The sequence below is a fragment of the Kytococcus schroeteri genome, from assembly GCF_042433515.1.
Classification (GTDB): domain Bacteria; phylum Actinomycetota; class Actinomycetes; order Actinomycetales; family Dermatophilaceae; genus Kytococcus; species Kytococcus schroeteri.
Map to the genome: position 1 here is coordinate 1 of NZ_JBHLVH010000016.1, position 19,121 is coordinate 19,121.

At 72.3% G+C, this 19,121-nt stretch carries 24 protein-coding genes, 2 pseudogenes and 2 riboswitches; of the genes and pseudogenes, 14 read left to right on the forward strand and 12 right to left on the reverse strand.

Annotated features, from left to right (window positions below; translation table 11 throughout):
• Both ACFFHC_RS08455 and thiC read right to left on the reverse strand, forming a co-directional pair.
• Positions 1-370: hypothetical protein (locus ACFFHC_RS08455; RefSeq protein ID WP_379804637.1), on the reverse strand; the 370-nt coding region annotated here is incomplete at its 3' end.
• A gap of 58 nt (positions 371-428) precedes the next feature.
• The gene (thiC, locus tag ACFFHC_RS08460) at positions 429-2,159 is read right to left on the reverse strand and encodes a phosphomethylpyrimidine synthase ThiC (protein ID WP_379804657.1); all 1,731 of its coding nucleotides are present in this window, start codon (positions 2,157-2,159) and stop codon (positions 429-431) included.
• A 286-nt stretch (positions 2,160-2,445) separates the two neighbouring features.
• Between thiC and ACFFHC_RS08465 the strand changes: the two genes are divergently transcribed.
• Both ACFFHC_RS08465 and ACFFHC_RS08470 read left to right on the forward strand, forming a co-directional pair.
• On the forward strand, positions 2,446-3,540 hold the full coding sequence (locus ACFFHC_RS08465; RefSeq protein ID WP_070704630.1) for a DUF808 domain-containing protein: 1,095 nt from the start codon (positions 2,446-2,448) through the stop codon (positions 3,538-3,540).
• A gap of 20 nt (positions 3,541-3,560) precedes the next feature.
• On the forward strand, positions 3,561-4,202 hold the full coding sequence (locus ACFFHC_RS08470) for a mismatch-specific DNA-glycosylase (protein WP_070704627.1): 642 nt from the start codon (positions 3,561-3,563) through the stop codon (positions 4,200-4,202).
• On the opposite strand, the pseudogene ACFFHC_RS08475 reads toward ACFFHC_RS08470, so the two are convergent.
• Positions 4,174-4,490, reverse strand: a pseudogene (locus tag ACFFHC_RS08475) (DMT family transporter). The gene ACFFHC_RS08470 and the pseudogene ACFFHC_RS08475 overlap by 29 nt on opposite strands.
• Before the next feature lie 11 nt (positions 4,491-4,501).
• A riboswitch (guanidine-III (ykkC-III) riboswitch) is annotated at positions 4,502-4,567 on the reverse strand.
• The gene (locus tag ACFFHC_RS08480) at positions 4,561-5,331 is read right to left on the reverse strand and encodes an SDR family NAD(P)-dependent oxidoreductase (RefSeq protein WP_070704624.1); all 771 of its coding nucleotides are present in this window, start codon (positions 5,329-5,331) and stop codon (positions 4,561-4,563) included. Its footprint overlaps the riboswitch before it by 7 nt.
• A gap of 153 nt (positions 5,332-5,484) precedes the next feature.
• On the opposite strand from ACFFHC_RS08480, the pseudogene ACFFHC_RS08485 reads away from it, so the two are divergent.
• The 5 genes and pseudogenes from ACFFHC_RS08485 to fabG all read left to right on the forward strand — a co-directional run.
• Positions 5,485-5,625 (forward strand): annotated as a pseudogene (locus ACFFHC_RS08485) (5,10-methylene tetrahydromethanopterin reductase); the annotation flags it as partial.
• A gap of 83 nt (positions 5,626-5,708) precedes the next feature.
• Positions 5,709-6,380, forward strand: coding sequence for a hypothetical protein (locus ACFFHC_RS08490; RefSeq protein WP_070704619.1), 672 nt, complete (start codon positions 5,709-5,711; stop codon positions 6,378-6,380).
• Positions 6,377-6,691, forward strand: coding sequence for a hypothetical protein (locus tag ACFFHC_RS08495; RefSeq protein ID WP_070704616.1), 315 nt, complete (start codon positions 6,377-6,379; stop codon positions 6,689-6,691). The genes ACFFHC_RS08490 and ACFFHC_RS08495 overlap by 4 nt, the downstream gene beginning before the upstream one ends.
• A 99-nt stretch (positions 6,692-6,790) precedes the next feature.
• Positions 6,791-7,144: a hypothetical protein gene (locus ACFFHC_RS08500; protein WP_181443112.1), complete on the forward strand. Its 354-nt coding sequence runs from the start codon at positions 6,791-6,793 to the stop codon at positions 7,142-7,144.
• 100 nt (positions 7,145-7,244) lie between these two features.
• Positions 7,245-8,003 carry a 3-oxoacyl-ACP reductase FabG gene (fabG, locus tag ACFFHC_RS08505; RefSeq protein WP_070704611.1) on the forward strand — a complete coding sequence of 253 codons (759 nt, stop codon included), beginning with the start codon at positions 7,245-7,247 and terminating at the stop codon, positions 8,001-8,003.
• A gap of 3 nt (positions 8,004-8,006) precedes the next feature.
• Here the strand turns inward: fabG and ACFFHC_RS08510 are convergent, their stop codons facing one another.
• Both ACFFHC_RS08510 and ACFFHC_RS08515 read right to left on the reverse strand, forming a co-directional pair.
• Positions 8,007-8,489, reverse strand: coding sequence for a hypothetical protein (locus ACFFHC_RS08510; RefSeq protein WP_070704608.1), 483 nt, complete (start codon positions 8,487-8,489; stop codon positions 8,007-8,009).
• Between the two features lie 61 nt (positions 8,490-8,550).
• A complete protein-coding gene (locus ACFFHC_RS08515; protein ID WP_070704605.1) occupies positions 8,551-8,868 on the reverse strand; it encodes a DMT family transporter in 318 nt (105 codons plus the stop codon).
• Positions 8,869-8,878: 10 nt separating this feature from the next.
• Positions 8,879-8,946, reverse strand: a riboswitch (guanidine-III (ykkC-III) riboswitch).
• Between the two features lie 160 nt (positions 8,947-9,106).
• Here ACFFHC_RS08515 and ACFFHC_RS08520 point away from each other — a divergent pair.
• Positions 9,107-9,664 (forward strand): LppP/LprE family lipoprotein, encoded by a 558-nt coding sequence (locus ACFFHC_RS08520; RefSeq protein WP_070704602.1) that lies wholly within the window; start codon positions 9,107-9,109, stop codon positions 9,662-9,664.
• A 15-nt stretch (positions 9,665-9,679) separates the two neighbouring features.
• Here ACFFHC_RS08520 and ACFFHC_RS08525 read toward each other — a convergent pair whose 3' ends face one another.
• Positions 9,680-10,594 (reverse strand): hypothetical protein, encoded by a 915-nt coding sequence (locus tag ACFFHC_RS08525; RefSeq protein ID WP_070704599.1) that lies wholly within the window; start codon positions 10,592-10,594, stop codon positions 9,680-9,682.
• Between the two features lie 117 nt (positions 10,595-10,711).
• On the opposite strand from ACFFHC_RS08525, the gene ACFFHC_RS08530 reads away from it, so the two are divergent.
• Positions 10,712-11,203 (forward strand): DedA family protein, encoded by a 492-nt coding sequence (locus ACFFHC_RS08530; protein WP_070704595.1) that lies wholly within the window; start codon positions 10,712-10,714, stop codon positions 11,201-11,203.
• 586 nt (positions 11,204-11,789) lie between these two features.
• The gene (locus ACFFHC_RS08535; RefSeq protein WP_141494894.1) at positions 11,790-12,476 is read left to right on the forward strand and encodes a hypothetical protein; all 687 of its coding nucleotides are present in this window, start codon (positions 11,790-11,792) and stop codon (positions 12,474-12,476) included.
• 116 nt (positions 12,477-12,592) lie between these two features.
• Here the strand turns inward: ACFFHC_RS08535 and ACFFHC_RS08540 are convergent, their stop codons facing one another.
• Entirely contained in the window at positions 12,593-13,249 is a 657-nt protein-coding gene (locus tag ACFFHC_RS08540; RefSeq protein WP_070704589.1) for an SIMPL domain-containing protein, read from the reverse strand.
• Positions 13,250-13,335: 86 nt separating this feature from the next.
• On the opposite strand from ACFFHC_RS08540, the gene ACFFHC_RS08545 reads away from it, so the two are divergent.
• From ACFFHC_RS08545 to ACFFHC_RS08560, 4 genes are all read left to right on the forward strand, one after another.
• Positions 13,336-13,836 carry a hypothetical protein gene (locus ACFFHC_RS08545; protein WP_070704586.1) on the forward strand — a complete coding sequence of 167 codons (501 nt, stop codon included), beginning with the start codon at positions 13,336-13,338 and terminating at the stop codon, positions 13,834-13,836.
• Positions 13,837-13,866: 30 nt separating this feature from the next.
• Positions 13,867-14,148: a hypothetical protein gene (locus ACFFHC_RS08550; RefSeq protein ID WP_070704639.1), complete on the forward strand. Its 282-nt coding sequence runs from the start codon at positions 13,867-13,869 to the stop codon at positions 14,146-14,148.
• A 31-nt stretch (positions 14,149-14,179) separates the two neighbouring features.
• A complete protein-coding gene (locus ACFFHC_RS08555; protein WP_070704583.1) occupies positions 14,180-14,848 on the forward strand; it encodes a hypothetical protein in 669 nt (222 codons plus the stop codon).
• A 281-nt stretch (positions 14,849-15,129) separates the two neighbouring features.
• On the forward strand, positions 15,130-15,417 hold the full coding sequence (locus ACFFHC_RS08560) for an iron chaperone (RefSeq protein WP_379804661.1): 288 nt from the start codon (positions 15,130-15,132) through the stop codon (positions 15,415-15,417).
• A gap of 53 nt (positions 15,418-15,470) precedes the next feature.
• Here ACFFHC_RS08560 and ACFFHC_RS08565 read toward each other — a convergent pair whose 3' ends face one another.
• Genes ACFFHC_RS08565 through ACFFHC_RS08580 form a run of 4 tightly spaced genes read right to left on the reverse strand, consistent with a single transcriptional unit; the run spans position 15,471 to position 19,017 of the window.
• Positions 15,471-15,965, reverse strand: a complete 495-nt coding sequence (locus ACFFHC_RS08565) for a peptide-methionine (S)-S-oxide reductase (protein ID WP_180802177.1) — start codon at positions 15,963-15,965, stop codon at positions 15,471-15,473.
• A complete protein-coding gene (locus ACFFHC_RS08570) occupies positions 15,962-16,408 on the reverse strand; it encodes a HEPN domain-containing protein (RefSeq protein ID WP_101849096.1) in 447 nt (148 codons plus the stop codon). The genes ACFFHC_RS08565 and ACFFHC_RS08570 overlap by 4 nt, the downstream gene beginning before the upstream one ends.
• Positions 16,401-16,994 (reverse strand): winged helix-turn-helix domain-containing protein, encoded by a 594-nt coding sequence (locus tag ACFFHC_RS08575; RefSeq protein ID WP_070704550.1) that lies wholly within the window; start codon positions 16,992-16,994, stop codon positions 16,401-16,403. The genes ACFFHC_RS08570 and ACFFHC_RS08575 overlap by 8 nt, the downstream gene beginning before the upstream one ends.
• Positions 16,995-17,034: 40 nt before the next feature.
• Positions 17,035-19,017, reverse strand: coding sequence for an acyltransferase family protein (locus ACFFHC_RS08580; protein ID WP_070704547.1), 1,983 nt, complete (start codon positions 19,015-19,017; stop codon positions 17,035-17,037).
• Positions 19,018-19,121: the final 104 nt, after the last annotated feature.

The following is a 19,121-nucleotide window of genomic DNA, read 5'->3' on the forward strand; positions in this document are numbered from 1 at the left end:
GCTTGCGCTGGGCCAGCGAGGCGAGCGCGAGGGCCGCCCCGAGGATCAGCACGCCGAGCACCACGTGCACCCACTTGAGGCCCATCTCGGCCAGGCCGATCTGCAGCAGTGCGAGCACGGCCAGACCCAGGGCGTGCATGAACAGGCCGGTGTTGCCGCTCACCTTCTTCCACAGGAAGGCACCGATGGCGGCGGCGACGGCGGTCACGAAGGCGGCGTAGCCGATCCATCCGTGCACGTCGTAGAGGTCGATGTCGGTGAACAGCAGAAGCAGACCGAGCACGGCCTGGCCCACGGTGAGGAGCGCGGTGGCCAGGGCGAAGGTCCGCAGCAGGCTGAGGTGCTTGGCGGGCTGGGAGGTGGTGGTCATGCGGCCCAGTGTCCCATCCGCTACCCGGGGAGATCGGCGCCCCGGGCGCCCGGGGCCGTCACCGCCCGGCCGGGGTCGGCTCGGCAGGGGCCGACTCCGCGGCGTGCGGGGCGTGCGGGGCGGTCCCGATCTCCACCGGCACCGGGCCTGCGGCCATCTGGTCGCCGAACTCCTCGTTGATGTCGCGGCTGATGCGCATGGAGCAGAACTTGGGCCCGCACATCGAGCAGAACTGGGCGTTCTTGGCCGGCTCGGCCGGCAGCGTCTCGTCGTGGAAGGCCTGGGCGGTCACCGGGTCCAGCGCCAGGGCGAACTGGTCGTGCCAGCGGAACTCGAAGCGCGCCTTGCTCATCGTGTCGTCCCACTCGCGGGCGTGCGGGTGCCCCTTGGCCACGTCGGCGGCATGCGCGGCGATCTTGTAGGTGATCACGCCGGTCTTCACGTCGTCGCGGTTCGGCAGGCCCAGGTGCTCCTTGGGGGTGACGTAGCACAGCATCGCCGTGCCGTGCTGGGCGATGGGGGCCGCCCCGATGGCACTGGTGATGTGGTCGTACCCCGGCGCGATGTCGGTGCTCAGCGGGCCGAGCGTGTAGAAGGGCGCCCCGTGGCACCACTCCTGCTCCAGGTCCACGTTCTCCTTCACCAGGTGCAGCGGCACGTGGCCGGGGCCCTCCACCATCACCTGCACGTCGTGCTCCCACGCGCGCTGCGTGAGCTCGCCCAGGGTGCGCAGCTCGGCCAGCTGGGCGGCGTCGTTGGCGTCGGCCAGCGAACCGGGGCGCAGGCCGTCACCCAGGGAGAAGGCCACGTCGTGGGCGGCGAAGATCTCGCACAGCTCGTCGAAGTGCTCGTAGAGGAAGGACTCCTGCCGGTGGGCCATGCACCAGCCGGCCATGATCGACCCGCCCCGGCTCACGATGCCGGTGACGCGCCCGGCGGTCAGGGGCACGAACTCGCGCTTCACGCCGGCGTGGATGGTCATGTAGTCCACGCCCTGCTCGGCCTGCTCGACGACGGTGTCGCGGAAGACCTCCCAGGTGAGGTCCTCCGCCACGCCGGCCACCTTCTCCAGGGCCTGGTAGATGGGCACGGTGCCGATGGGCACCGGCGAGTTGCGCAGGATCCACTCGCGGGTGGTGTGGATGTCGTCTCCAGTGGAGAGGTCCATCACGGTGTCGGCACCCCACCGGGTGGCCCAGGACATCTTCTCCACCTCCTCGGCGATGGAGGAGGTGACCGCCGAGTTGCCGATGTTGGCGTTCACCTTGGTGAGGAAGGCGCGACCGATGATCATCGGCTCGCTCTCGGGGTGGTTCACGTTGGCCGGGATGATGGCGCGCCCGGCGGCCACCTCGGAGCGCACGAGCTCCACATCGCAGCCCTCGCGCAGGGCCACGAAGCGCATCTCCGGGGTCACCTCGCCCCGGCGGGCGTAGTGCATCTGGGTGACCGTGCGGCCGGGCACGGCACGGCGGGGCTGCTGGGTGCGGCCACGCCAGGCCTGCGAGGCCTCACCCCGTCGCTCGGCGGAGCGGCCGTCGTCGGCCAGGTTCCGGCCTCGCGGGGTGGGGTTCACCTCGGTGTCGCCGCGGGCCTCGATCCACTGCTGGCGGGCGGGCTCCAGGCCCACCTCGGGGTCGGAGCCGGGCCCCATGGTGCGGTAGACCACGAAGTCCTCGTTGGGGGTGCCGTCGGGCGAGTCCGCCAGGCTGATGGCGGTCATCGGCACGGTCACCTCCCCGTCGGTGCGCGTGACCAGCCGGTGCTGGGGGTGGTTCTCGCCCGTCATCGTGGGGTTCTGCTCGTGGGCACAGGTGCACGACATCGTCGTCCTCGCTTCCTCCGCCGGTGCTAACCGGTCAGGTTCGGACGGTCCGGACGGCGTCAGTCCGTTCTCAGCCCGTGCCCGAGCTCCCGTGGGGTACGTCACACACCCTACCCACCGGGGAACGCCGGACAACTCGGGGTCAGCGCGCGTCGAGCTCGCCCACCGGCCCGGCCGGCGCGGTCACCGTGCGCACACGTCCCGCTAGGCTGTCCCAGCCCCCCACCCCAGCCCAGCCCGGAGGTTCCGCATGGCCGGCGGACTCGCTGCCCTGCTCGACGACATCGCCGCCATGGCGCGCCTGGCCGCGGCCAGCGTGGACGACGTGGCTGCCGGGGCGGCCAAGGCCAGCACCAAGGCGGCCGGCGTGGTGGTGGACGACGCCGCGGTGACCCCGCAGTACCTGGAGGGCGCCGAGCCCAACCGCGAGCTGCCGATGATCAAGCGCATCGCGACCGGGTCGCTGCGGAACAAGGCGATCATCGTGCCGGTGCTGCTGCTCCTCAGCCAGTTCGCCCCCTGGATCCTGACGCCCCTGCTGATGCTCGGCGGCACCTACCTGTGCTTCGAGGGCGCGGAGAAGGTCTGGGAGAAGATCTCCGGCCACGGTGACGACGGCAAGGCCGCCGACGAGCGCTCGGAGCAGGACGAGGAGCAGGTGGTCAAGAGCGCCATCACCACCGACTTCGTGCTCTCCTGCGAGATCCTGGTCATCTCCCTCAACGAGGTGACCGACCAGTCCCTGCTGAGCCGCGGACTGATCCTGGTCGTGGTGGCGCTGCTCATGACCGTCGGGGTCTACGGCGCGGTCGCCCTCATCGTGAAGATGGACGACGTGGGCCTGCACCTGGCCCAGAAGAACGACGAGGGCTCGGCGGGCCACAGGCTGGGCCGCGGCATGGTCAAGGCCATGCCCACCGTGCTGGACATCATCGGCTTCGTCGGGATGCTGGCCATGCTCTGGGTGGGTGGCCACATCATCATGGTCGGCATCGACGAGTACGGCCTGAGCGCCCCCTACGACCTCGCCCACCACCTCGCCGACATGGTCGCGGGCACCCCGGTGATCGGTGGACTGCTGGCCTGGCTCGCCGACACCCTGGTGGCGATGGCACTGGGCCTCGTCTGGGGCGCGATCATCGTGGCGGTGCTGCACGTGCTGCCCTTCGGCCCGTTCGCCCACGAGGTGGAGCACGGCAAGCACGGCAGCGGCTACCGCCGCGACGAGAAGGACAAGGAGGCCGGGCGCGAGCCGGCCCACGCAGCGGCCGGCGCCGGCACCGGCGCGCAGCTCACGGACGACGAGGCCTCGGCCGACGGTGCCACCCGGGCCCCGCAGGACTGACAGCAGTGCATCCTCCCGTCGTGCCGCGGCGCCCGTCCCCTCTGGGCGGGCGCCGTCCGCATCGTGACGAGCTGGCCCAGTTCGCCGACGAGACGGTCGACGACGTGCTGCACGATGCGGTGCGACTCCTCATCGTGGGCGTGAACCCCGGGCTCTGGACGGCGGCGGTCAACGCCCCCTTCGCCCGCCCGGGCAACCGCTTCTGGCCCTCGCTCCACCGGGCGGGCCTGACCGACCACCAGCTGGACGTGACCCACGGACTGTCCGATGCGGACGCGGCCCACCTGCGCGAGCGCGGCATCGGCATCACCAACCTGGTGGCACGGGCCTCGGTGCGCGCCGACGAGCTCGGCACCGAGGAACTGCGCCAGGGGCACCACCGCCTGGAGGGCCTGGTGCAGGGACTGCACGCCGGCACGGGGCGGCTCCCCGTGGTGGCGGTCGCGGGGATCACGGCCTTCCGGACGGCCTGGGGCGACCGCGACGCCCAGCTCGGCCGCCAAGAGGGGCGGGTCGCCGGCGCCCCCTTGTGGGTGGTGCCGCAGCCCTCGGGGCTCAACGCGCACGAGAACATCGACACCCTGGCCGACAAGTGGCGCCAGGTGGCCGCCGAGGTCGACTGGCCGGCGGGCCTCAGCCGTCGACGACCTTCAGGCCGATGACGCAGCCGATCAGGCCCAGCAGGAGCAGCAGCTTGGCGATGCTGAACGACTCCTCACCGGTGGCGACGGCGTAGGCCACGGTGGTCGAGGCACCCACGGCCACCCACACGGCGTAGGCGGTGCCGGTGGGCAGGTCCTTCATCGCCCACCACAGTCCCCCAACGAGACGGCGCTGCCGAGCACGAAGGCCGTGATGGCCCCGGCGCTCTGCGGTCCCTCGATCTTCCCCAGGGCGGTGGCCCAGACGGCCTCGAACAGCCCAGAGAGCACCCACACGATCCACGACATGACGATTCTCCTCGTGGACGTCTTGTCGCGTGTCCGGGTACGACCACCCTCGTCCGGGAGCCGGTCGGGCTCACGGGGAGGTGTAGCCGCCGTCGACCAGGTGGTAGCTGCCGGTGATGAAGGACGCGTCGTCCGAGAGCAGGAAGGTCACCAGGTGCGCGACCTCCTCGGCCTTGCCCAGCCGCCCGATGGGGTGGAGCGCCACCAGGCCCTCGCGGGCGCTGTCGTCCAGGCCCTGGAGCAGCGGGGTGTCGATGTAGGCCGGACCCACCGCGTTGATGCGCACACCACGCGACCCGTAGTCCACGCCGGCCTGCTTGGTGAGCCCCACCACGCCGTGCTTGGACGCGGTGTAAGCCGAGTTGCCCACCCCCGTGGCCACGGTGCCGTGGATGGAGGCCATGTTGACGATGGAACCGCCGCCAGCTGCCTCGATGGCGGGCAGCTCGTAGCGCATGCCGTAGAGCACGCCATTGAGGTTGACGTTGATGACCTTCAACCAGTCCTCCGGGGCGAGCTCGCCGGCCGGGTCCGTGGTGCCCCCGATGCCGGCGTTGTTCACCGCGTGGTGCAGCCCGCCGAAGGTCTCCACGGCGAAGTCCACCGCTGCCTTGTTGGCGTCGGGGTCGGAGGCGTCCTGCTCGAACGGCGCGGCCTCACCGCCGGTGGAGGTGATGCTGTCGGCCACCCGCCTGGCCGCAGCGAGGTCGATGTCGGCCACCACGACCTTGCAGCCCTGCCGGGCGAGGTCGATGCAGCACGCCTCCCCGATGCCGGAACCACCCCCGGTGACCAGCGCCACCCTGCCCTCGAAACCTGCGTACACCGTGTGCTCTGCCATGGCCGTCCTCCTGGTTGCGGTGGTGCGGGGTGCACCACCCTCGCCACCCGGTCTATCGCCTCACCGCACCGCGCACACGGGTCGGGAGCAGTCAGGCCACTCCCCCTGTTACCTGACGCATCACATTTTCTCCACCTGTCCATCAGGAGGGTCATGCAGTTCGGTATCTTCACCATCGGAGACGTCACCACCGACCCCACCACCGGCCGCACCCCCACCGAGAGCGAGCGCATCCGCAACACGGTGGAGATCGCCCTCAAGGCCGAGGAGATCGGCCTGGACGTCTTCGCCACCTTTCTCACGGTCGCCCACGCCGAGTCCCGCGGGCACGCGCCGGCCCACGCCCACGCCGGATCCCCCGAGACAGAGAGGTCAGGATGAGGCCCACCACGTCGCCCCGCACGTCACCCGGGCACCCCTCGCAACAGGCCACCGCGTCGCGCGGGGCCCGGCGGTCCGCCGACGACCTCTTCGCGGAGTTCCGTGGCCGGGGCCAGATCGTGGCCGAGACCGTCCGCCCCGGGGCCCTCGGGGCCACGATGATCCTGGGAGGTCTGGCCCTGGCCGCCGGACTGCTGACCGTGCTGCTCGGGGTCCTGGCCGCGGCCCGGGGTGACGCGTCACTGGGCATGGCCGTCGTCGGGATCCTGCTGGTGACCCTGGGTCTGGGGGCCGCGGCCCTGTGGTCGTGGCGTCGGAGCGCGACGGCACGGGGCCGGACGTGGGTGATCGGCACCGAGGGCATCACCATCGACGGGGTGGGCCCGGTGCCGTGGGGCGACCTAGAGCCTCCCACCGAGCGCATGGAGGACGCCCCGTGGGACGAGGGCAGGCAGTTGGCCCTGGTCATGCCCTTCACACCGGCCGGTCAGATGCGCGCCGACCAGCTCGATCCCTCCCTGCGCGGTGTCCTCAACGACGCTGCCCGCCCCCGGGCCTTCGGCACCCCACGGGTGCACTCGGTGCGCATCGTGCGCATGAAGGGCACCGGTCGGCACGAGTTCGCACGCTTCCTCGAGCGCGCCCACCGGGCGGTGTTGGGACGGTGAGCCACACCGACGGCCCGTACGACCCCGACGCCCCGGAGCGCGGCGACGCCCTCAAGCTGGCCCTGATCGGCCTGGTTTTCGCCGGGATCGCCATGGCGGTGGGGCCGGACACACCCGCCGGGCGGTGGCTCGTCATCAGCAGCAGCCTTCTCTTCGCCGCTGCCGGGGTGGCCATGGTCGTGACCTCCTTCATGGAGGGCCAGCCGATGGGCCGCCGGCAGCCCCTTGCCCTGCCGGTGGGTCTGCTGACGGCGGGGTTCTTCGGCATCGGGGGCGTGCTCCTGCTCGTGCGGCAACTGCGTCGCCGCTGACGCGCACACGCGCCACCCGTCACTGACGCACGCACACTCGACGCGCCGCTGACGCACCGGCGTTCGACGCCGCGCACCGGCGGCTGCGAGAACCCCTCGGTGACTGGGCGTGTGATGTGGGACGGACAGGCCGACCTGCGGTGGTCGATGGAGCAGCTCGCCGACGAGGCCCTGACCACGGGCGCGCGCTTCGCCGACACGGTGCGGCGCGTGCTCGGCGACGACGGGGACGCCGAGCGACTGTGGGACATGGCCCAGGCGTGCGCCGGGCAGCAGCACGGCACCACGCTGGTGGTGCACCCCGACGCCGCCACCGAGGGGGCGCGACTGCTGCCCCAGGCCTTCCCCATCACGCCCACCCTGCTCACCGGGCGGGCGTTCAAGAACCTCACCAAGATCTACGGCGCCGTGCTCGTGGACCCGCAGGGGGCCTGCCACGCGGTGGGGGGGTGACCCTCGACGTCGAGGCCACCTGAGCACCCGCCCGCACCGGGCGCCCGGGCGGGGCTAGGGTCGGAGTCACGGACACCGACACGAGGGGAAGGGGCACGACATGGAGGCACTGCTGGAGGGGCGCCGCGCGCTGGTCACCGGGGGCACGCTGGGCATCGGCCGCGGCATCGCGCAGGTGCTGGCCGCCCACGGCGCACGCGTGGTGGTGACGGGTCTGGGCGAGCAGGAGTGCGAGGCCGCCCGCGCCGAGGGGATGGAGGCGCTCGTGCTCGACGTGCGCGACCCCGCGGCCTGCCGCGCCGTGGTGGAGCAGGCCACCGCCTCGCTCGGCGGGCTGGACACGCTGGTCTCCAACGCGGGGATCTACCCGCAGGCCCGCATCGAGACGGCCACCGCCGAGGACTTCGACACGATCTTCGACGTCAACGTGCGCGGCACCGTGCAGGTGGTGCAGGCCGCCGTGCCCGCCCTGCGCGACTCCGGACGGGGGCGCGTGGTGCTCACCAGCTCCATCACCGGCAACCTCACGGGCTTTCCGGGGTGGTCGCTCTACGGCGCCACCAAGGCCGCCCAGATGGGCTTCGTGCGGTCTGCCGCCATCGAGCTGGCGCGCGACGCCATCACGGTCAACGCGGTGCTGCCGGGCAACATCGTGACCCCCGGCCTGGAGGCGATGGGGCAGGAGTACATGGACCAGATGGCGCGCACCGTGCCGCTGGGCTTCCTCGGGGAGCCGCAGGACATCGGGGAGGCGGCAGCCTTCCTGGCCTCCGACGGCGCGCGGTACGTGACCGGTCAGGCGCTCGTGGTGGACGGCGGGCAGGTGCTGCCGGAGACCCCCGAGGCCCTCGGGAACTGAGCCTCAGCCGCTGACCGGGAGGGCCGCCGTCAGCGGGTGGCCCTCCCGGAGGTGCTCCTCCAGCACCACCGGGCGGCCGGCCAGGTGCCACGCCGAGTCCTCGGTGCGCCACTGCTCGAGCACGGAGACCAGCGCGTCCGGGTCCACCTCGCGCACCAGGTCCAGGGCGGCCGAGACCTCGTCGCCGGCGGAGTCCAGCCCGTCCTCCCCACCGGAGACGATGACGACGACCTGGGCGCCGAGGTCCCCCGCCGGCGACGGCGCCGGCACGGGGTAGCGCTCCAGGACCGACCCACCGGAGAGCGCGTACCGGTCCTGCGGCTGCCCGGGCGAGGGCGTGAGCGCGCCGAACCACTCCACCAGCCGTGCCTCCACACCCCGGGCCGCGGCGGCACGAGACGGCACCACCGTCAGCGTGACGCGGACGAGGTGCTCCGGGGTCCAGGGGCCGTCGAGACGGGTCACGGGCGAGGGGGCGGCATCCATGGCCCCAGTGTAGGAGCGCGGCGAGGCACCGGGCCTGCCGCGATCCTCCGAGAACGGGTGCTCAGCCGTCGACGAGCTTGAGGCCGACCACGCACCCCACCAGGCCCACGAGGAGCAGCGCCTTGGCCAGGCTGAACGGCTCCTCGCCGGTGGCGACCGCGTACGAGACGGTGGTGGCGGCACCGATGGCGACCCACACCGCGTAGGCGGTCCCCGTGGGGAGCGTGCGCAGCGCCCACCACAGGCCGCCGAGGGACACGATGCTGCCCAGCACGTAGGCCGAGATGGCCCCGTAGCTGTGCACCCCCTGGATGCGGCTCATCGCCGTCACCCACACGGCCTCGAACATGCCGGAGACGACCAGGACGATCCATGCCATGAGAGTTCCTCCGTGGTCGTCTTGTCGCGTTGCCGGGTACGACCACCCTCGTCCGGGAGCGGGTCGGGCTCGCCGGGAGGCTAGCAACGCCACCTGCCCCGACCACCCCCGCCCCCGGTGGGCGGCGAGTCCCTGCGGATCACCCTCGGACGTCGCTGGATACGCTGGGCCCCCGCCGCCCCACCCGCGGGTGCCGGCACGACCACCCGGAGGACCGATGCTGCGCAGGAGCCGTGCGATGCGCGCCGCCGCGGTGCTCGGTTGCAGCACGGTGCTCGCGGCCTGCGGGGCCCAGCCCGATGCGGCCCCCGTGCGGGCCAGCGAGGTGCCGTGGGACGCCTTCCCGGAGGACCATGGCACCGGCTCGGACTCGCGGGAGACGCGGTGTGGCCCGACGCACGGCCGACAGGCACTCGCAGACAGCCTGCCCCTCCTCCGCCCCGCCTCCGGCGACCCGGCCGTCCAGTGGACCGGCGCCGCGAGCGACTACTCGGGGTACGCCCCGTGCGCCGAGCTCTCGTGGATCCTCGTGGCGGACACCGGGGACGAGCCCACCCCGCACCAGATCATGCTCTTCCACCGAGGCCACTACCTGGGCACCACCCTGTACTCGCCCACCGAGTACCACCCCCAGGTGGCACGGGTCGACGGGTCCACCATCCGGGTCACCTACCCCTACCCGCAGGACGGTGACCCGGCCGACACCCCCAGCGGGGAGGCCGTCTCCACGTTCACCTGGGACCCCGCCCAGCGCCGGGTCCGGCACGAGGGCGACCTGCCGCCCGGCCAGAGCTGACCCCCGAGCCAGGGGTCACCGGTCCAGGAACTCCTGGACCAATGTGCGCGAGGGCACGCTCCAGTCACGGCGGGCGTGGGGCGGGCACCACCGGGTCAGCGCCTCCACGCAGGCCGCACGCTCCTCCGCACGGATCTCTCCCAGCGGGAGCATGAACGCCCAGTGCTCCTCACCGGAGGTGGTGTAGTGCCTCTCGTTGGAGATGCCGGTGATCACCGCCCGGGCGTCGCCGCGGCCCACCAGCCACCAGCTGCTCCGGCGGCGTCCCCGGGGGCGCCGCTGCAGGGCGACCACCCGGTCCCGGGCCACGAAGCCCACGTCGCACCCGGGCGTGCGCACCCAGATGCCGGGCTGGGAGAGGACGATTCCCCGTCGGCGCGTCCAGCGGTGCTTCGTGCCCGCCGCCATTGCCGCGATGACGAGGACGAGCAGGAGCGGTCCCGCGATGAGCCCGAAGGCGAGGTCGTAGCGCCCCAGGCCGTCGAGCTCACCGTCCAGCACCCGCAGCACGGCCCCGGGCCACTGCGCCATGACGGCCGCCCACAGCCCGCCGAGGACGAGGACCGCGACCGCACGCCAGACGAGGGAGCGGCGGGTGCACCGGAAGTGCTCCTGCGGCACGCCGGGGGCCGGCTCCAGGGTGTGCGCCGAGGCCGGACGGTCACCGGGCCCACCCCGCCCGCGCACCCGCTCCCACGCCACCGAGCCGACGACCAGGGTGGCGAACGGGCCGGCGGCCCACCCCACCCAGACCAGCAGCGCGTTGCCGCCCCCGGTCGGGGGCAACGACCGGGCGGGCTCGGTGCAGGTCACCACCCAGGCGCCCGCCGTGGCCACCCAGGCCATGGCCGCGGCCAGCACGGCGAGGGCCCACCGGAGGAGGCGCGCGAGGGTGCCGGTGCTGCGGTCCACCACGTCGGAGCTCGTCATGGACTCAGGGTAGGAACCGTGCACAGCACGCCCGCTCCCCCTGCCGGCGCAGCCCCCGTCCGTGCCGGGTACCGTGCGCCCGGCGGACCACGGGAGGAGACGGTGCAGGCGACGACGATGCCCACGGGGCTGGTCTGGGCCTTCCTGGGCTTCCTCCTGGTGGCCCTGCTGCGGGGGCAGGCCACGTACTGGCTGGCGCGCGGCGCCGCATCGGGGGTGGCACGCCGGGGCCGCGACGACCCCCGGTGGCGAGGCTGGGCGCAGAGCCCCACCGCACGCCGGGGCAGGGAGCAGCTCACGCGTTTCGGGTGGCCTGCGGTCACCCTCTGCTACCTGGCCGTGGGCGTCCAGACCGTGGTGCTGGCCTCCGCCGGCGCGATGCGGATGCCGTGGGGCCGTTTCACCGCCGCCCAGGTGCCCGGTGCCGCGCTGTGGGCGGGGATCTACAGCACCATCGGGTGGACGGCGTGGGTGCTCCTGGTGCGTCACGCAGTGGCCTCCGCGTGGCTGTGGCTGGCCCTGGCCGGCGTGCTCGCGGTGCTCGCGGGCACGGCCTGGTGGCGCCGGCGCGGCATCGACGCCTCGGGCGCGCAGCCGCCGAGCGCCTGAACTCAGCCGGGCAGCTCCTCCAGTCCGGCCACCAGGCCCAGCAGCACGCCCTCGTCGGAGCCCGTCACCGGCAGCTGCACGCCCAGCGGCAGCCCCTCCCGGGAGGGCACGGCAGCGTGGGGCCGAGCACGGCGTCGAACCCGGCGAAGCGGGCCTGGAACCGGCCGCGCGCCCGCTCCCCCTCCGCGCCTGCCCAGCGCAGGACGGCGCCGGGCAGGCGGTCCCCCAGGGCGGCGGTCGCGTCGGGCCACCGTCCGGGCAGCTCCAGTGACCCGGGCGACGGATAGACATTAGTTGGGGCCAGGCAGATGGCGCACCTGCCAGCTGGCACCTGGCACCTGGCACCTGGACGACAAGATGAGAACGGATGCGGGGATTGATGCACTCGCGAGACGTGGGATCGCTCACGCAAGGGTCCGACACTGGGCAATCTACGGGGAGGGAGACGCCGGTCTGTGCTTCCCCGTGAGTTCAGACCCACAGCGGGGGGCTAGTATCACCGGATTGGGAAATTCTCCCACTCCAGTGACACTAGCCCCCCCCCGCGCCCCCTGCTGGGTCCGCGCCTTCCGAGAGGATTTCCGCCATGACCAACTCCTATCCCCAGAACGTCAGTCGCCGGTCCGTTACTGCCGGTACCCTGTGGTCCGCTCCGGCCGTCGCCATCGCAGCCGCTGCTCCCGCTGTGGCCGTCAGCGCGTGTGTGACGTATACGGGAGCCTTCACCCAGCCGAGCTCCTACAACCCCGTTCCGCTCAGCTACACCTTCAGGGGCTCGGACGGCTCCACCGTCACTGTCTCGTTGTCGACTGCCTCCTACGGCGGCAAGACCCTCTTGAGCAACAACCTCACCGCCGCCGGCAACATCAACAAGGGCTACAACGGCTTGGGGGACCTCGCCACCAATGGTTTGCAGTTGCAGCAGCAGGGCACTGGTGGCCAGAGGCTGACCTTCACGTTCAGCCAGCCGGTGTCCAACCTGAGTTTCGTCGTGGCTGACATCGACAGCAGTGGAACGCAGTACAGGGACTCCGTGACCCTGAGCCCCGCCCCCACCAGCGTTGTCAACGGCAGTTCACTTACCGGCTCCGGCGGTACCGGCGACCCGCTGCGTGCCACGACCACCAGTCCGGTGAACTCCGACAACAAGGCCAATCGATCCACCGTGACGATGGCTGGTCCCCTCAGTTCCATGACGGTGGACTTCTCGTCGAGCACCGGCACTGTGGCTCAGCAGATGTTCATCACGGGCATGACCTTCGAGGTCTGCTGACACCCCGGGTCTGCCCCAGACATTCTGAGGTCGGTGGCGCCCGCGCCACGGCACTGGCGCCACCGACATGTCCCGCCCAGGCAGGCCCGCCTGTCCACGCTCCCCTGCCACACCCATCACTCCGCGCGGAAGCGGGCCTCCACCGTCACCCGGACCTCCACGTCCTGCGGGGTGAGGTCGTAACCGTCGTCCGCCGCACCGGCCCCGGCTGCACGGAAGGCCTGCACCTGTCCCACACGCTGGTCGTCCCCGCCGCCGAGCAGGCCCGTGTCGGCCACCTGCAGCGGCTCCACCATGGAGAACCCGGATGCCTCGGCCATCACCTGCGCCCGCTCGCGGGCCTGCCGCACGGCATCGCGGGTGACCTCGGCGTACAGGGCGCGCTGGCTGTCGTCGGTGAGCGACCACGTGGGCGACTGCAGCGCCACCTCGTCGCGCGCCGACCACGCCGTGGTGAGGTCCGCGAGCGCCTCGAGGTCGGCCAGCTGCACGCGGACCCGGCCGGTCACCTCGTGACGGGGGTCAAGGCGCTTCCCGTCGTCGCCCCACGGCTGCCACGTACGGGTGGCCAGGGGAGCCACCACGCGGGAGCGCACGGCATCGGGGCGGCTGGCCCCCAGCTCGTCGAGGGAGTCGACGAGCTCCTGCATCACGGCGGTGACCTGCTGGCGGGCGGCGGCCCGGTCGGTCCCCTCGGCGCTGGCGGTGGCCCACAGGGTGGACAGCTCGGGTTGACGGCGGCCGGTGGCCTCACTGCGCACGGTGATCTCCATACCTCGCATTGTGCCCCCGGCCACCGACACCGCGTCGAGCCCGGGCAGGGTTGGGTCGCCGCCCCGGTCCGGGCAGGATGCCGGGCATGAGCACCCACGCCCAGACCGTCGCCCACCTGCAGCACCTGGGGTTCACCCTGCGCAACCCGGCCGCCCTCGAGGGGATCGACGACGACCCGTGGGACGTACTCACCGCCTGGGACGAGGGCGGGTACGCCTTCGACCACGTCCTGTCCTACGACGCCGAGATGGTGGAGGACGACGACGCCTACACCGCATGGGTGGCCGAGTGGGCCGAGGCGACGGGCCGCACCGCCGAGCTCACCCACCTGGCCGGCCACACCGAGCTCGACGGCAACTCCTGGCTGGAGTACACCCTCGCCGGGACGGTGCGCCGCACGGACTTCGTCCAGGAGGGCGACTGGCTGGTGCCGGAGGTGGCCGACGCCATCATCGAGGACTTCCGCCGCGTGCCGGGCCGCACGATGCTGTACCTCGACAACGGGCAGGGAGGCGTCTTCGTGTGGGTTCCCGCCGAGCAGGTCACGGCCTTCGCCGCCCTCTTCCCCGAGGCCGAGCCGGCCTGAGACGCACCCGCGCGCCCCTACCCTGTGCGCGTGGTCAACACCCTGCTCTCGGTCACCTTCGCCTGCGGCCTGTTCATCGCCGGCGCGCACGTGCTCAACCGGCGCTTCGTGGCACCCGCGTACGACGTGGTGGCCAACCTGCTGGCCTTCGTGTCGGCGACGGCGGCCTCGCTGCTGCTCCACCACTGGGTGCCGGCGTCCCTCTCGGCGATGGCGGTGGCCTGCTGGGTGCTGCTCGGTGCGCGGTCGTGGGAGGCCCACCGGACCGGGGTGCCCCTCAGCGGGCAGCGGCCTCCGACGCCGATGGGGTGAGCCGCCCGGGCAGTCGGGTTAGGTTCACGGCATGACGCCCACGTTCGAGGAGTTGGCTGCCCTGGTGCCGGACGAGTTGCTGGACCGCTCCGGTTCCGTCTTCTACTCGGGGCGCGAGGCCTTCGAGCAGCCCGGCGGGCTCTACCTCCTGGGGCTCAACCCCGGGGGCGATCCCGAGACCCTGCGCGAGGCCACGGTCCGCACGGACATTCAGTGGGCCCTCGGTGCGTCGCAGCCCAGGTGGTCCCGCTACCGCGACGAGGAGTGGGGCGCACCCGCCGGGACCAGCCCCCTGCAACGACGGGTCCTGCACCTCCTCGACCACCTCGGACTCGATGCCGGCCGAGTCCCCTCGAGCAACCTCGTCTTCGTGCGCAGCCGCCAGGAGTCCGGCATCGCCACCGACCTACCGCGCCTCGCCGAAGCCTGCTGGCCGTTCCACCAGGCCGTCATCGACGGACTCGGCACCCGTACGGTGGTGTGCTTCGGCAGCACGGTCGCCGCGCGCTGCCGTCACATGCTGGGGGCCCACGACGAGTGGGGCACCTTCCGTGAGGACAACCGACGCGGCTGGACCAGCCGGGTGCACCGCTCCCCCTCGGGCGTGGACGTCATCCAGGTGACGCACCCGGGGCGGGCCGACTGGTGCAACCCCGCGTGCGACCCGAGCCCACTGGTCAAGCGGTCCCTCCACCGGTGAGGCCCACCCTGCCTCCAGCACGTCCTTGAGCCGCGCGAGGTGGACAGGCGCTTCATCGAGGCACTGCCTCGCAGACAGTCGCACTCATGCGCTGGGACGGCGACGTCCTGGTCTGCATGCGCTGAGGGGTAGGCCCTCAGCCACGGGCGGGGTCCAGGCCCTCAGCCACGGGCGGGGTCCAGGCCCTCAGTCCCGTCGGCTTCGTCGCCGCGCTTCGAACGGACGCAAGGCACCCTCGCCGTCACCCGACCCAGGGCTCCCCGAACGGTCCGCTCGCCTGCCTGGCCCGCCTCCGGGGGCTGGTCCACGACTGGTACCCCGGCGCCCGCGAGACGATCAGCTACCGCATGCCCACCTTCGAGGTGGAGGGCCACCGCATCGGGGGGGTCCTCTCCCACCGGGACTTCCTCAGCTGGTACCCCCACTCGGGCACCACCCTCACGACGCTGGCCGACGGCCTGGGCGACCGGTCGCGCACCAAGAGCGCCCTGCACTTCACGGTCGAGGACCCCCTGCCCGAGGAGCTCTTCGAGCGTCTGCTGGCCACCCGCCGGGCCGAGTGGCACTGACGCCCGTCAGCCGCCTGCGCCGTCCGGGTCCTGCATCAGGCCTGCTGGTGGCCCTACGTCCGGTGCCGGTACAGCACCTCGGGAGGCAGGTGGCAGGCGTCATCCGGACAGCGGGCCAGACGCTTCTGGTGCTCCTCGGCGCTGCGCACCCACCGGGTCAGGAGCCGCACCTCCACCGCGACGCGGTCCGCATCAGGGCGCGCCGCCAACCACGCGCGGGCCGCCTCCAGGTGGCGGGGATCGCGGGAGTAGACCCCGGTGCGGTACTTCTCCCCGACGTCCGGGCCCTGCTGGTTGACTGCGTACGGGTCGATGATCTCGAACAGGTGCCCCAGCAGCCGCTCGATGTCTGTGGCCCGCGGGTCGAAGCGGACGCGCACGCATTCGGCGTACCCGTCGTACGGACCGTCAAGGTGGTCGGCGGCCCCGTTGGCCCGGCCCGCCTCGGTCCAGACCACGCCGGGAAGCGTGTCGAGAAAGGCCTGCACGCCCCACAGGCAGCCACCGGCCAGGTGGACCTCCTCGGTGGGCGACTCCGCGCTGCTCACAGGACCCGCCGGCACGCGGAGACGATGTCCGCAGCCGCCTCCAACGCCTCCTCGAGGTCCTGCCGGGAGGCCGTGGGGCGGTCCGCGTCGGGGTACTCGGTGGCGTTGCGCACCTGCCGCATCCAGTCGAACTCGCCCAGGGCGGGGTCCTCCACCAGCTCCGATGCGGCCACACCGGTGTTGCGGTGGGCTCCCCCGACAGGCCGCACGCGCAGGCCGTGCACGGCCAGCACGGCGGTGAGCGCCTTGCGGGCCCCGTCGTAGGCAGCGGTGAACGCCATGGCCACGTCCTCGGTGCAGCTCAGGGCGCGGGCCGTGGCCAGGTGCTGCTCGGCCATGGTCATGAGGGTGGCGGCGTGGACCGGATTCGGCTCCACCCGGTCCAGGCGGCCGGTTCGCAGCATCCGGCGCAGCTCGGTGGGCAGCTCGGGCAGGTCAGGCACGGACCTCTCCCGTCAGCAGGTCCACCATCGGGCGTGAGCGGACGGTGGCCACGAAGCCAGTCGGCTCGTCGGCCTCCCAGTCCTCGACGGCCACCCGCGAGATGGTGACCTCCCGGTCGAGCTGGGCCTCCGCCCGGGTGGCCAGCTCGGCGAGGGTGCGCCGCGGCACGTCCCCGACGACCACCACGTCGACGTCGCGGGGAAAGGCACCCTGCTCCCCGGCCCGGCGAGCCGCCCACGAGCCGTGGACCACCGCCTCCTGCACTCCGTCCACCCCCTCGAGGAGCTGCCGCAGCACCGGCACGGGTCCGTACGTCGCGGCGACGACCTCCCGCATCGGGGCGAACAGGGGGTGGTCGGGGTCGGCGGAGACCAGACGGTTGCGCCCCTCGCGACGGTCGCGGAGCACGCCGGCCTCCACCAACCGCCCCACCTCGCGGTGCACCACCGGCCCTGCGACGCCGGTGCGGCGCCCCAGCTCGGCCAGGGAGAACTCCCGGTCAGGGTGCCCCAGGGTCTCGGCGAGAAGCGCCCCCACGGCGTCGGAGCGCACGAAGGGCGTCAGGGCCGACGGTGGAGTCTTCACAGAACGTGAAGATATCTTCCGCTTGAGGGAACGGTCAACGTCACTTCGAGAGCACGATCTTCTCGGAGGACTTCGGCTGCCCCTCCGGGAAGGCGGCGACGAGCGCGTTGGCCATGCCCTGCGCCTTGGCGATGGAGCCCTCGGTGTTGTTGTGGTTGGCGTCGTTCTCCAGGAACCACTCCGGGTGCGAGCTGGCCTCGGTGGACCAGTCGTACACCCACAGGTTCGGGTACTTCTTCACCGAGTCGGCCAGCACCTTGTCGAACTTCTGCACGTTCTCGTTGGCGTACCACTTGTTGTTGGTCCACGGCATGGTCAGCGCGTTCACCCACAGCACCGGGCGGCCCTTGGAGGCCTTCATGACCGAGTCGATGCGGCCCTCGGCACCGGCCCAGGCATCGGCCTTGGCCATGTTCGCCGAGTCGTTCAGGCCCACGTTGACCACCCAGCAGCCGTCACCGATCTCGCCGGCGTGCTCCTCCATCGCCTCCGAGGCGGTGGTGTCCTTGCCGCCCTGGCCCATGTGCTCCAGCATCGAACGGCCACCCAGGATGTCCTCGATCACGGTGTCCACGCCGACGGCCTCGTAGCGCGCGGTGATGCGCTTGCTCTTGTCCGGGATGCGCGTCTCGGGGGTGTTGCCCGGGCCCAGGGAGGTGGAGTCACCGATGTGGATCACCGTCTTGCACGCCGTCTTCGTGGCCTTCGGGCGCGCGGCCTTCTTGGCCTTCGGCGCCGTCACGGAGTCCACCCCGGCCTTGCCGCCGTTCTCCTGCTGGGCGATCTCCACGACGGACTTCTGCGGCAGCTTGCCGACGCCCACCAGGGAGGCGGCCGCGACGGCGAGCACGCCCACGGTGCCCACGGCCAGCTGCGCGGCCCCGGGGCGAGCACCCCGGGCCGCCTCCGGGGAGCGCCCGGCCCGCCCGGTCACCAGGGCCAGGAAGCCGTGGCGACGGATGGGGTCCTCCACGAAGCGCCAGGACAGGGAGGCCAGGACCACGGTGGCACCCACCACGATGGCTCCGCGCACCCACGGCTGCCCGAAGAAGGCCCGCTCGGGCAGGAAGGCCACCACGGGCATGTGCCACAGGTAGATGCCGTAGCTGCGCTCACCGATCCACCGCAGCGGGGCGATGCCCATGACCCGACCCAGCATCGAGCCCGGCACGACCAGCGGCATGAGCGCGGCACAGGTCGCCACGGTCAGCGCGGCGATGCCCCAGGTGTAGAGGCTGTCGGTCTCCTGGGTGGTGGTGGCCACGAGCGCGAGGATGCCGGCCAAGCCGGCCAGGCCGATGAGGTCGAACACCCACTTGCCGGCCGGGCGCAGCTTCGCGACCACGGAGGGACGCCACACCATCGCCAGGGCCGCGCCCCAGAGCAGCCCGCCGGCGCGGGTGTCGGTGCCCTCGTAGGCGCGCGTCGAGTCACCCGAGGGGTCGGCCAGGAGGGCGAGGAGCACCATGGAGACCAGGCCGAGGGCGAAGGTGCCCGCGGCCATCTTCTTGAGCCGGCCGTTGCAGGCGGTGATCAGCCCCACCAGCAGCAGCGGCCAGACGATGTAGTACTGCTCCTCCACGGCCAGGGACCACAGGTGGTCCAGGGGGCCGACGCCCTCCTGCTGCTCGAAGTAGCTCTTGCCGGAGAAGATGACCTGCCAGTTGGCCACGTAGAACAGCGCCGCCAGGGACTCCTTGAGGCGCTGCCCCATGTTGTGCGGTTCGGCGATTGCCGTGGTGACGAGCACGGCGACCAGCAGCAGCACCACGGCCGGAAGCAGGCGGCGGAAGCGGCGGACCCAGAAGTTCTTGAGGTCCAGGTTGCCGTGCTTCTGCCACCGCGAGAGCAGCAGCGAGGTGATGAGGAAGCCCGAGAGGGTGAAGAAGACGCCCACGCCGAGCAGTCCCCCGCCGGCGAACGGCACGCCGATGTGGTACGCCACCACCAGGGCGACGGCGACCGTCCGCAGGCCGTCGAGGCCCGGGAAGTACGTGGCGGACTTGTTGACTGGGCGAGGCATGCTCGTGCTCCCCTTCGCTCGACCCGGCCGCGCCGGGGGGCTTGCTGCGATTCATTCCGCGCCGAGGGCGCCCCACCGGCAGGGCACTCCGCCCGTCCACGAGG

What these genes read in the sequence shown, in the direction of transcription:
- thiC (WP_379804657.1), bottom strand. Translation starts at nt 2,159, where the DNA reads ATGACGGGCGAGAACCACCCCCAGCACCGGCTGGTCACGCGCACCGAC.
- ACFFHC_RS08465 (WP_070704630.1), top strand. Translation starts at nt 2,446, where the DNA reads ATGGCCGGCGGACTCGCTGCCCTGCTCGACGACATCGCCGCCATGGCG.
- ACFFHC_RS08480 (WP_070704624.1), bottom strand. Translation starts at nt 5,331, where the DNA reads ATGGCAGAGCACACGGTGTACGCAGGTTTCGAGGGCAGGGTGGCGCTG.
- ACFFHC_RS08490 (WP_070704619.1), top strand. Translation starts at nt 5,709, where the DNA reads ATGAGGCCCACCACGTCGCCCCGCACGTCACCCGGGCACCCCTCGCAA.
- fabG (WP_070704611.1), top strand. Translation starts at nt 7,245, where the DNA reads ATGGAGGCACTGCTGGAGGGGCGCCGCGCGCTGGTCACCGGGGGCACG.
- ACFFHC_RS08510 (WP_070704608.1), bottom strand. Translation starts at nt 8,489, where the DNA reads ATGGATGCCGCCCCCTCGCCCGTGACCCGTCTCGACGGCCCCTGGACC.
- ACFFHC_RS08515 (WP_070704605.1), bottom strand. Translation starts at nt 8,868, where the DNA reads ATGGCATGGATCGTCCTGGTCGTCTCCGGCATGTTCGAGGCCGTGTGG.
- ACFFHC_RS08520 (WP_070704602.1), top strand. Translation starts at nt 9,107, where the DNA reads ATGCGCGCCGCCGCGGTGCTCGGTTGCAGCACGGTGCTCGCGGCCTGC.
- ACFFHC_RS08525 (WP_070704599.1), bottom strand. Translation starts at nt 10,594, where the DNA reads ATGACGAGCTCCGACGTGGTGGACCGCAGCACCGGCACCCTCGCGCGC.
- ACFFHC_RS08530 (WP_070704595.1), top strand. Translation starts at nt 10,712, where the DNA reads ATGCCCACGGGGCTGGTCTGGGCCTTCCTGGGCTTCCTCCTGGTGGCC.
- ACFFHC_RS08535 (WP_141494894.1), top strand. Translation starts at nt 11,790, where the DNA reads ATGACCAACTCCTATCCCCAGAACGTCAGTCGCCGGTCCGTTACTGCC.
- ACFFHC_RS08540 (WP_070704589.1), bottom strand. Translation starts at nt 13,249, where the DNA reads ATGGAGATCACCGTGCGCAGTGAGGCCACCGGCCGCCGTCAACCCGAG.
- ACFFHC_RS08545 (WP_070704586.1), top strand. Translation starts at nt 13,336, where the DNA reads ATGAGCACCCACGCCCAGACCGTCGCCCACCTGCAGCACCTGGGGTTC.
- ACFFHC_RS08555 (WP_070704583.1), top strand. Translation starts at nt 14,180, where the DNA reads ATGACGCCCACGTTCGAGGAGTTGGCTGCCCTGGTGCCGGACGAGTTG.
- ACFFHC_RS08580 (WP_070704547.1), bottom strand. Translation starts at nt 19,017, where the DNA reads ATGCCTCGCCCAGTCAACAAGTCCGCCACGTACTTCCCGGGCCTCGAC.